The 9,816-nt window shown below is 44.3% G+C and carries 7 protein-coding genes and 3 tRNA genes; 1 reads left to right on the forward strand and 9 read right to left on the reverse strand.

The annotated features are described in order from the left end of the window. Positions 1 to 7 precede the first annotated feature (7 nt). The 6 genes from hflX to tsaE form a co-directional block, all read right to left on the reverse strand. Positions 8 to 1,315 carry a ribosome rescue GTPase HflX gene (hflX, locus tag ACFI6G_RS20635; protein WP_010434098.1) on the reverse strand — a complete coding sequence of 436 codons (1,308 nt, stop codon included), beginning with the start codon at positions 1,313 to 1,315 and terminating at the stop codon, positions 8 to 10. A 44-nt stretch (positions 1,316 to 1,359) separates the two neighbouring features. After that, positions 1,360 to 1,623, reverse strand: a complete 264-nt coding sequence (gene hfq, locus ACFI6G_RS20640) for an RNA chaperone Hfq (RefSeq protein WP_010434097.1) — start codon at positions 1,621 to 1,623, stop codon at positions 1,360 to 1,362. 193 nt (positions 1,624 to 1,816) lie between these two features. Next, on the reverse strand, positions 1,817 to 2,749 hold the full coding sequence (gene miaA, locus ACFI6G_RS20645) for a tRNA (adenosine(37)-N6)-dimethylallyltransferase MiaA (RefSeq protein ID WP_010434095.1): 933 nt from the start codon (positions 2,747 to 2,749) through the stop codon (positions 1,817 to 1,819). Positions 2,750 to 2,916: 167 nt separating this feature from the next. Beyond that, positions 2,917 to 5,112: a DNA mismatch repair endonuclease MutL gene (gene mutL, locus ACFI6G_RS20650; protein WP_065099537.1), complete on the reverse strand. Its 2,196-nt coding sequence runs from the start codon at positions 5,110 to 5,112 to the stop codon at positions 2,917 to 2,919. A 51-nt stretch (positions 5,113 to 5,163) separates the two neighbouring features. Then, a complete protein-coding gene (locus ACFI6G_RS20655; protein WP_010434091.1) occupies positions 5,164 to 6,885 on the reverse strand; it encodes a LysM peptidoglycan-binding domain-containing protein in 1,722 nt (573 codons plus the stop codon). Next, entirely contained in the window at positions 6,879 to 7,343 is a 465-nt protein-coding gene (gene tsaE, locus ACFI6G_RS20660; protein WP_004735870.1) for a tRNA (adenosine(37)-N6)-threonylcarbamoyltransferase complex ATPase subunit type 1 TsaE, read from the reverse strand. The genes ACFI6G_RS20655 and tsaE overlap by 7 nt, the downstream gene beginning before the upstream one ends. 240 nt (positions 7,344 to 7,583) lie before the next feature. Between tsaE and queG the strand changes: the two genes are divergently transcribed. Beyond that, a complete protein-coding gene (gene queG / locus ACFI6G_RS20665) occupies positions 7,584 to 8,762 on the forward strand; it encodes a tRNA epoxyqueuosine(34) reductase QueG (protein ID WP_010434088.1) in 1,179 nt (392 codons plus the stop codon). Between the two features lie 650 nt (positions 8,763 to 9,412). Here queG and ACFI6G_RS20670 read toward each other — a convergent pair. The 3 genes from ACFI6G_RS20670 to ACFI6G_RS20680 form a co-directional block, all read right to left on the reverse strand. Then, a tRNA-Gly gene (locus tag ACFI6G_RS20670) sits at positions 9,413 to 9,488 on the reverse strand. A gap of 75 nt (positions 9,489 to 9,563) precedes the next feature. Beyond that, positions 9,564 to 9,640, reverse strand: a tRNA-Met gene (locus ACFI6G_RS20675). Between the two features lie 51 nt (positions 9,641 to 9,691). Beyond that, positions 9,692 to 9,767: transfer RNA gene (locus ACFI6G_RS20680), tRNA-Gly, on the reverse strand. Positions 9,768 to 9,816 lie beyond the last annotated feature (49 nt).

The following is a 9,816-nucleotide window of genomic DNA, read 5'->3' on the forward strand; positions in this document are numbered from 1 at the left end:
TATGACGTTATACTGTAGCAGTCTCTTTGGTAACGATAAAGTCACCTAAGAGCGCCCCTTCTCTTTTTTCGAGTTTAGACCAATCTATTTGTTGCATTCTAATATCTATCAACAAGTTACCATTTTCATCATACTCTTCCTGTTGAATACATTTCATCTCAAAGAATAAGCTACGAATACGGCCCTGATGTTGATGTGGAATACACAACCGGAATTGAACCATCTGACTCGCTAAACGCTCAGTTAAAGCTTCAAACAGCAGTTCAATACCTTCTCCTTCCATTGCAGAAACCCAAACAGCGCGTGGTGCGCCCTCTTCGTCTCTTTCAATTCGAGGTTTTTGGTCTTCCATGCAGTCAATCTTATTCATGACTACAAGGGTTGGCACTTCATGAGCATCGATCTCTTCTAATACATCATGAACAGCCTGAATATTCTCACGAAAGCGGTCATCACTGGCATCAACAACATGTAACAAAATGTCAGCTTCCTGCGTCTCTTGTAACGTTGCCTTAAATGCAGCGACCAAATCATGTGGTAGATGGCGGATAAAACCTACGGTATCTGCGAGAATTGCAGGCCCGACATCTGCCAAATCAATCTTACGTAGTGTTGGGTCTAGGGTTGCAAACAGCTGGTCTGCAGCATAAACACCTGCACTTGTGATGCGATTGAAAAGTGTTGATTTCCCTGCGTTGGTATAACCAACCAAAGAAATTGTTGGGATTTCAGCTCGATTACGAGCACGTCGTCCTTGTTCACGCTGCTTAGCGACTTTCGCTAAACGACGCAATATTGCCTTTATACGGTCACGCAGCAAACGTCGATCGGTTTCCAGTTGAGTTTCACCTGGACCACGAAGACCAATACCACCTTTCTGCCTTTCAAGGTGAGTCCAACCTCGAATCAGTCGGGTAGAAATATGACGCAGCTGAGCGAGCTCAACTTGCAGTTTACCTTCGTGAGTTCGTGCACGCTGTGCAAAGATATCTAAGATCAAACCCGTGCGATCAATCACACGACATTTGCACAACTGTTCAAGGTTTCGCTCTTGGGCAGGAGAGAGAGAGTGGTTAAAAATCACAATTTCAGCTCCGGTCAGCTGAACGGCTTGAGCGATTTCTAGGGCTTTACCTTCTCCAACGTAGTATTTAGGGAGTGGGGATTGTCGGCTACCAGTAATAACTTGTAGCGTTTCTACCCCCGCAGAAGAGACCAGCATTTCACACTCGCTTAGATCTTCCCATTCTCCCTCTTGCGTGAAGTTGATATGAACAAGTACGGCTCGCTCGCCAGATTCATAACGGTCAAACAAGCAACCAACTCCTTATTACAGCGCAAGCTGTATCAATTGAACGATTAATCTTCAGTCTTCTCTGGACGATCAGATGGAGCACGTTGCTCGCCGCTGTGGTGACTAACTGCACGAGCAGGAACCACAGTAGAGATCGCATGCTTGTAAACCATTTGGTTTACTGTGTTCTTCAATAAGATCACGAATTGATCGAAAGACTCGATCTGACCTTGCAGCTTAATGCCGTTAACAAGATAGATAGAGACTGGAATGCGCTCACGACGGAGTGCATTTAGGAATGGGTCTTGTAGCGATTGCCCCTTAGCCATTTTATTTTCCTTATTTATATTTTGTTGTAATTATTTAGCTAGTGGTGCACAAAAAGGTGCGGCCTTTGCATCTGAGCTAAACGAATAAAAAAACTCCGTTGTTATTGAAAGGCTGTGATTTTTTAAAAGCCTCAATAACTGATCCTTTCCAGAGTATATTCACGCAAAAGCGATCACATTATACACAGCAATACTAATCAGATGCTATTGCATCTGAAAGAGTTTCTAACGCTTGATCAATGTTTTCGCTATCTAACCAAGTTAAATCATCCCAACTGCGCAACCAGGTGATTTGTCGCTTGGCCAACTGACGAGTTGCACAGACACCACGGAAAACCGCTTCGTCTAAATCACAATTCCCGTCTAAATAATCCCACATCTGTCTATAACCAACGCATCGGATCGAAGGTAGCTCTGGGTGAAGATCTTTTCTGGCATACAACGCCTTCATTTCATCCTCAAACCCCGCTTCTATCATTTTCTCGAAACGCAGCTCAATACGACGATGGAGTTCAGTCCTTTCCTTGGGAGCTATAGCAAATTGTTTCACACGAAATGGCAGGCTATCGCCTTTCGTTTGAGTTAGCTCAGTTAATGTTTTACCCGAAATTCGGTAAACTTCCAATGCCCTTGAAAGCCTTTGTGGATCATTTGGGTGTATTCTTTCAGCGGATACGGGATCTATCTCTCTTAATTGATCATGCAAAGCTTGCCAACCTTGCTCGATAGATTCCGCTTCAATCTGCTTGCGTATCTCTTGATCCGCTGCGGGTAGTGGCGATAAACCTTCCAACAACGCCTTGTAATACAGCATCGTGCCGCCAACCAGTAACGGGATTTTTCCTTCCGCTACAATCTTATTCATTTCGCTGATCGCATCACGACGAAAATCTGCCGCAGAATACGCTTCGCTTGGATCCAGAATATCAATCAAGCGATGAGGCGCGAGCGCGAGCTCTTCCGCATCGGGTTTAGCGGTGCCAATATCCATGTCTTTATAGATCAATGCAGAATCAACACTGATGATCTCTACTGGGTATTTCTGACGTAAGCGGATAGCTAAATCTGTTTTTCCTGATGCCGTTGGGCCCATTAAAAACAACGCTAAAGGTAATTTTTCAGTCATGATATTTTGTATTTGTTTCTCTGTTAGAGCGCTTTATAAAAAGGCTTCATGTCGCGATGTGCCCTGTAACTAAGGTCAATGCCATCACAACACATTAAATCGTAAACAGCCGAAGCCGAAATAAGCTTAATTTATCTAAAACTCAGCGGTGAAAATTCACCTACAAACTAAGCCATAAAAGCCGCAATAGTCGCCGAAAAGTCGATAGGATTAACAAACTCTGGATCATCTAATGGAAGTAGACCATGCCAAAGCTGCTCAAGTTCCCCAACTAGTTGAACCGCTTCAGATAAAGTGTAGTCGCTTTTTACTTGTGCCGTTTGAATCCCGACCCAGTTAACCAATGATGGCAACAGGTCGTTCAAAACATTACCCGCGTTATTATCTAAAATCTGAGTATTTATTGAAGCCGCGTACGATAACAGATCTGGGATCAAAATTTGTAAGTTTTGCTGTCTCAGAGGAGAAGGAACTCCCATCACCATCACTGCTTCACTGTTTCGTGCTTTAAGCTCAATACCAAGCAGCGCCAATGTTTGGCTCAGCGCTTTCGCGACTTCCACCAATTCACTACCAAGCTTGATCGACAAAGGCACCAGTAATGGTTGGCTTTTTAATGGCCCGTTACGAGCATCGAGTTGACCCACAACACGCAATAATTCAGCTTTTGCTAAGGAAACCAGAACACAACCATTCTTATTGCCCATGACCAGATACTGCCCCTCAACAATTGAAACCGCTTTGCCCAAATCAGTGACGGGTGCTCGCGGTTTCGAGTTAACGGGATTCTGTTGAACAGACTTAGCTTCTATATTTTCTATATTTTCTCTGGTTTCGGCTGGTGCGACATGCTCTTGAGGAGATGATGGAGCTACAACTTGAGCATCAAAATCTGGCGTTTTCAGAAGCTCTTTGTAGGCTTTCACTTCACGCTTAGAGGGCGCAGGTTCAGCATGATGTTGGTGCGGTTCTTTTTCTTTCTTCGGCGCAGGTCGAGACTCAATCCACTCTTGTCGAGGAGAGCCCGTAAAACTGATTTCGCTAGATGACGAGCCTGTGGTAGATGATGAGCCTGTATTAGATGACGAGCCTATATTAGAAGATGAGCTATAGCGTTGGCTCGCATCATTAACGCTGTGTTGGGGTTTCTCATAAACCTGCTCAGATTCAGCTTTTCTTGGATAGGCTGGCGTTTGCTCGATGGCATGTCGCACCCTTTCTGAAACCAAATCTGGCTCTGAGTTGGAAGGCACCGTGTCTTCTTGATCAGAAAAACGCGTCGCATCGCCAGAAGCATCTTGCTGATAATGATCAGTATCTGACTGATGGAACGCAGATTGATTGAGCGGAGCTGCATCAATTTGCTTGCTTTGTGCCAGGCCATCACTCAAGGCTTGATAAATAAAATCATGTACTAATCGTGCTTGATGGAAGCGCACTTCATGTTTAGCTGGGTGAACATTCACATCCACTTGATGCGGGTCTAATTCAATGAATAGCACATACGTTGCGAATTGATCTGGGCGTAGGCTGGTCTCATAGCTTTGACGAATCGCATGATTGATCAGCTTATCGCGCATCATACGACCATTCACATAGCAGTATTGTAGGTCGCTTTGTTGCCTTGCCCCTTCAGGTGTGGTGATCCAGCCATGAAGCTTCAAACCTTGATGCTCCAGCTCAATCTTAAGCATATGACGAACAAAAGGATTACCACATACCGCTGCAATGCGTTTTTCAGCCTGAACATCGGTTTTGGCCGCACGGTATTGACGAATCATTTTACCGTTATGACGAAGGTTAATCGTCACATCAAAGCGACTTAACGCAATTCGCTTAAGCAATTCATCAATGTGAGTAAATTCGGTTTTCTCAGTACGTAAGAACTTGCGACGTGCTGGTGTGTTGAAGAACAGGTCCAACACCTCAACCGAAGTGCCAATGGGATGCGCTGCAGGTTGCAGTTTCACCTGCATGTCTCGGCCCTCGCTGTGCGCAGCCCAAGCTTGATCTTGAGTCGCAGGGCGCGAAGTCATGGTTAAACGTGCAACCGAGCTGATACTCGCGAGCGCTTCACCACGGAAACCAAGGCTGACGATCGCCTCGAGGTCATCAAGGGTATGAATCTTAGAGGTCGCATGACGGCTCAATGCCAACGCAAGCTCATCTTTAACGATGCCCTTACCGTTGTCACGCACGCGGATCATCTTGGCGCCACCTTTCTCGATATCAATATCGATACGTGTGGCACCTGAATCCAAACTGTTTTCAACCAACTCCTTCACAACAGAAGCGGGTCTTTCTACCACTTCACCGGCTGCAATTTGGTTCGCTAACCGAGCTGGCAGTATTTTGATCGTCATATTTATAGCTACCTTACTGCCATTGATGGAAACATGTCTGCGTTAAAAAGATTACTTATGCGGAATAATCAACACCTGCCCCACCGCTAGGCTGTCAGAGCGTAGGTTATTCGCTTTACGGATAGCATCAACACTCACACCGTACTTAGAGGCTATCTTACCTAGGTAATCACCTCTTGCGACTTTGTGTTTACGCAGAGGTATGTCTTTTACTTCTACCGTAATACGTAGCTTCTGACCCACTCTCAATGTTTCAGATTTTAAACGGTTCTCACGCTTAATGTCCGCTACCAATACTTTATAACGGCTGGCGATCTTGCCTAGGTACTCTCCAGACTTAACCGTGTGAGTAATAGTCTTAGTTTTGACTGCACTGCTTGATGATGAACCTTGAGCGCTGCTTGGTATCTTAAGTACTTGACCAATCGCTAGGCTACTCGACTTCAGATTATTGAGTTTCATCAAGGCTTGCGTCGAGGTGCCATATTTACTCGCAATCACAGATAAAGACTCACCACGCGATACTTTATGTTGGCTTACGCTGCCTGTTGAAGATGTCGCATTCGATAAGATAATCCCTTCTGGCGGGTTAGCTTTCAAATACTTAACAACGGCTTTAGTCACAGCACGAGCCAGCTTGTCTTGGTGCGAACGTTGGAAAAGAAGCTTCTCTTCCGTCGGGTTTGAAATAAAGCCTGTCTCGACCAACACTGATGGAATTTGTGGTGAGCGTAATACCGCTAAGCTGGTGTTTATTGGCTTACTGTTATGCAGCTTCGCCACTTTACCCATTTCAGATAGAATCGCCGTTGCCAGTTTATAGCCCTCTTTTTGAGAGTGACTAAACTGCAGATCAAGCAGGGTTTGGTTTACGTTCTTATCATCAATATTGCCAGTGAACGCAGCACCACTGCCACCGAGCAACTCTGACTGTTTCTCTTTATTCTCAATCCAACGCGAAATCTCAGTATTGGCACGTCGAGTGTTCAACACAAACACCGAACCACCTCTTGGTTGTGGTGTCGTAAACGCATCTGCGTGAATAGAGATCAACAAGTGAGCTTCATTCTCACGAGCAATAGCAACACGTCGATTCAGGTTTACAAAGTAGTCAGCATTACGTGTCAAACGAGTCTTAATACCCGGAACGGCATTCAACTGGGCGGCAAGTTTTTTCGAAATGCTGAGAGTCGCATTCTTTTCATATTTACGAGATGGACCGATTGAACCAGGGTCTTCGCCACCGTGTCCAGGATCAATCACGATCAGAATGTCTTTCTGACGCTTCACCTGATTAATGTCTTTGCTTACCGTTGGCTTACTCGGCGTCGACGTTGTTGTCCCTTTGCTTGCCGCACCATGAGGTAAATCGATCACCAAGCGGTGTCCATACTGACCACCCGGAGTCGGGCTCAGTTTAAACAACTCTGCTTTAGACGACTTCTTTAACTCAAAAACCAGACGATAAGTACTCTTGTCTGGCGGTGAGCTCTTACGTATCTTAGATAGAACAGGGCTATCTTTCACCACGACCGGTAACTTGGTTGCAAGGTTGGTGTTTTTTAAGTCGACAACCAAGCGGCTCGGGCTACTCAGTGTGAAATAGCTAAAGTCCGCTTCTGACTTTAAATCAATAACCACACGAGTTTCTTCTGGAGAAGGCCAAACCCTCAAACTTTTCAAGGAGTTTGCTGAAACAAGCGAAGAAAACAGTAAAGAGAAAACAGCAGCCATCATGGCCGCTGTTGAAAAAAGGCGTTTAGAAATCAACATAACTCCAACTGACTAAGTAAGCGCTGTCCGTATTCACTATTAGCGGTTAAAGAAACAATACGGTGATCGTCTTGGTAACGAATATCAATGTCCAAATCCGCTTCTGGTAGCATCCCATAGCCTTTCTCAGGCCATTCAACCAAACAGATAGCATCTGGCGTGAAGTAATCACGAATCCCCATGAACTCTAATTCTTCAGGATCGGCTAAGCGATAAAGATCGAAGTGATATACCTGCCAGTCGGCAAGTTGATAAGGTTCAACTAGAGTATACGTAGGGCTCTTTACATTTCCTTGATGGCCAAGCGCTTTTACAAAGCCACGACTAAAGGTCGTTTTGCCTGCGCCAAGATCACCATGCAGATAAATAGTCGTCTGCTGTGAGCAAAGATTAGAAAGCTCCGTTCCTAGTTGAATCGTTGCTTGTTCATCTTTCAAAGTAAATTGTTTCGTGCTCATGAATACGTTCTCTAAAAATCGATCGTTGACTATATAAAAATCAAAAGAACAAGAATAGTAAACCGTGATGCTTTTGGGAGACAAGCACTCAAGTGTAAGTTCTATGAAAAATACTGATCAAAACGCGTCTGTTCTGGTCAACACCACTCAGATCCGTTAAGATCCGCCCCCATTTTTGCCGAACCTAATTTTAATTAGCCTTATCTCTAATTGTAAAACAGAGAAAATAAGAATTAAGCCATGAATCTAGACCATCTTGCTGAAAAAATTAAAATCTGGGGAAAAGAGTTAGGCTTTCAAAAAGTTGGCATCTGCGATGTTGATTTAAGTGAACACGAAGCCCCTCTTCAAGCATGGCTAGATGCTGGTAATCACGGCGAAATGGATTGGATGGCTCGACATGGAATGATGCGAGCTCGCCCTAATGAGCTTCATCCTGGCACCATTCGAGTGATCAGCGCCCGAATGAACTACCTACCACCGGAAGCGCAGTTTGCCTCTAACCTAAGCGATACCACTCAAGGTTATATCAGCCGTTATTCTTTAGGCCGCGATTATCATAAATTGTTCCGTAACCAATTGAAAAAGCTAGGACAAAGAATCGAGAAGGAAGTCGAAGGTTTAGACTCACGTCCTTTCGTCGATTCAGCACCTATTTTGGAAAGACCGCTCGCTCAAAAAGCGGGGTTGGGTTGGACAGGTAAACACTCGTTAATTCTCGATAAAGACGCGGGCTCTTGGTTTTTTCTAGGGGAGTTATTAGTTAACATCCCGCTTCCTGTTGATGAACCTAGTGTCGATGAGTGCGGCAAATGCACCGCATGTATCACCTCTTGTCCAACGGGTGCCATTATTGCTGATGGTGTCGTGGATGCTCGAAAATGTATTTCGTACTTAACCATTGAATACGATGGTGTGATCCCGGAAGAATTTAGAGACGCAATTGGTAATCGTATTTACGGTTGCGACGACTGCCAGTTAGTTTGCCCATGGAACCGTCATGCTGAACTCACAGAGCAAACAGACTTTCACCGCCGAGAAGATTTCCAAGAAGCCGATCTGGTTTTGCTTTCAAGTTGGGACGAAGCAACCTTCTTGAAGAAAATGGAAGGCTCTGCAATAAGACGCATCGGCCACACCCAGTGGTTACGCAATATCTTTGTTGCTATGGGCAATGCACCATTCCAGCAACGCATTGTTGAAACACTGGAATCTCATCAAGGGAAAAACGATATGTTGGATGTGCATATTGAGTGGGCTTTGAATAAACAACTACAGCAGTTGCCTAACGTTAGCAGTGTGCAAGAAGATAGCTCTACGCAGAAAAATAACTGTATGCAAAAAAATAGCAGCAAAATACTCACCAAAAAGCACAGGCTGATACGCATTGTTGAAAAAGGACTACCAAGAGACGCCTAGCTCTTTACGTACCTACCCAGTTCTTTATATACCAATGTTTAACTGGCTAGTTCATACCAACCATCCAATATTTAAGACAACTCGTTGCACATAATTTTAGAACAATGTTTGACCTTGTTCTCAATTTTAACAATGTGGAAAAAATTCAGATTTCTCGTAAACTTCCGACACCCTCACAAAGTTAAACACAGTACCGATAAATGATTAAGATCAAAAAACAACAAGTTAACGATCTTTTACCAAATTCAACACAAGCACTCAACTTGATAAAAAACAACAAGTTACGATCGCTACGATTCCGCTAATATATTGAAAACAAGAAAGATCTTTTAGAGGTATGTGGAGAATTAAGCCTGAAACAACTTTATCAACCAAGTTATCCACACCTAACATTTTGTGGATAAGTCTGTTTATAGATATGAAAAACCTCAAGCATCTGCTTCAGAGACCTGATGTTTACTAGCATTCCAGTTGCTAAGAAATATTTAAGACAAAAAAATATCCACCATGATGGAGGATTATTTGCTTTTTGGGGGGATTATGCTTCGCAGCATTAAAGAAAGAGCGTGACCCTTAGGTCGTCTTTAAACTCTGTGATCTAAAGAAAAACACGGTGGCTTAAAGGGTCTTAATAGCTTTTAGAAGAAAGCTGGAGCGATACATCGGGTTCGAACCGATGACCTCAACCTTGGCAAGGTTGCGCTCTACCAACTGAGCTAGTATCGCATTCGTTAATCGCTGCTTTTACTGCCTTGGGCAACTCTTACCGCCTTGAGCAACAGATAGCGCTTAACTGTAATGTGGTTGCGGGAGCCGGATTTGAACCGACGACCTTCGGGTTATGAGCCCGACGAGCTACCAAACTGCTCCATCCCGCGTCCGGATGCATTGTTTAAGACAATGACTCTGTTCTCTAAAAAGAGAGAATTTGGAGCGATACATCGGGTTCGAACCGATGACCTCAACCTTGGCAAGGTTGCGCTCTACCAACTGAGCTAGTATCGCATAAGCTAACCGTTCATCTTTTCTGCTACAAAGCATCAAATCAACGTTC

The sequence above is a fragment of the Vibrio sp. PSi01 genome, assembly GCF_054960695.1.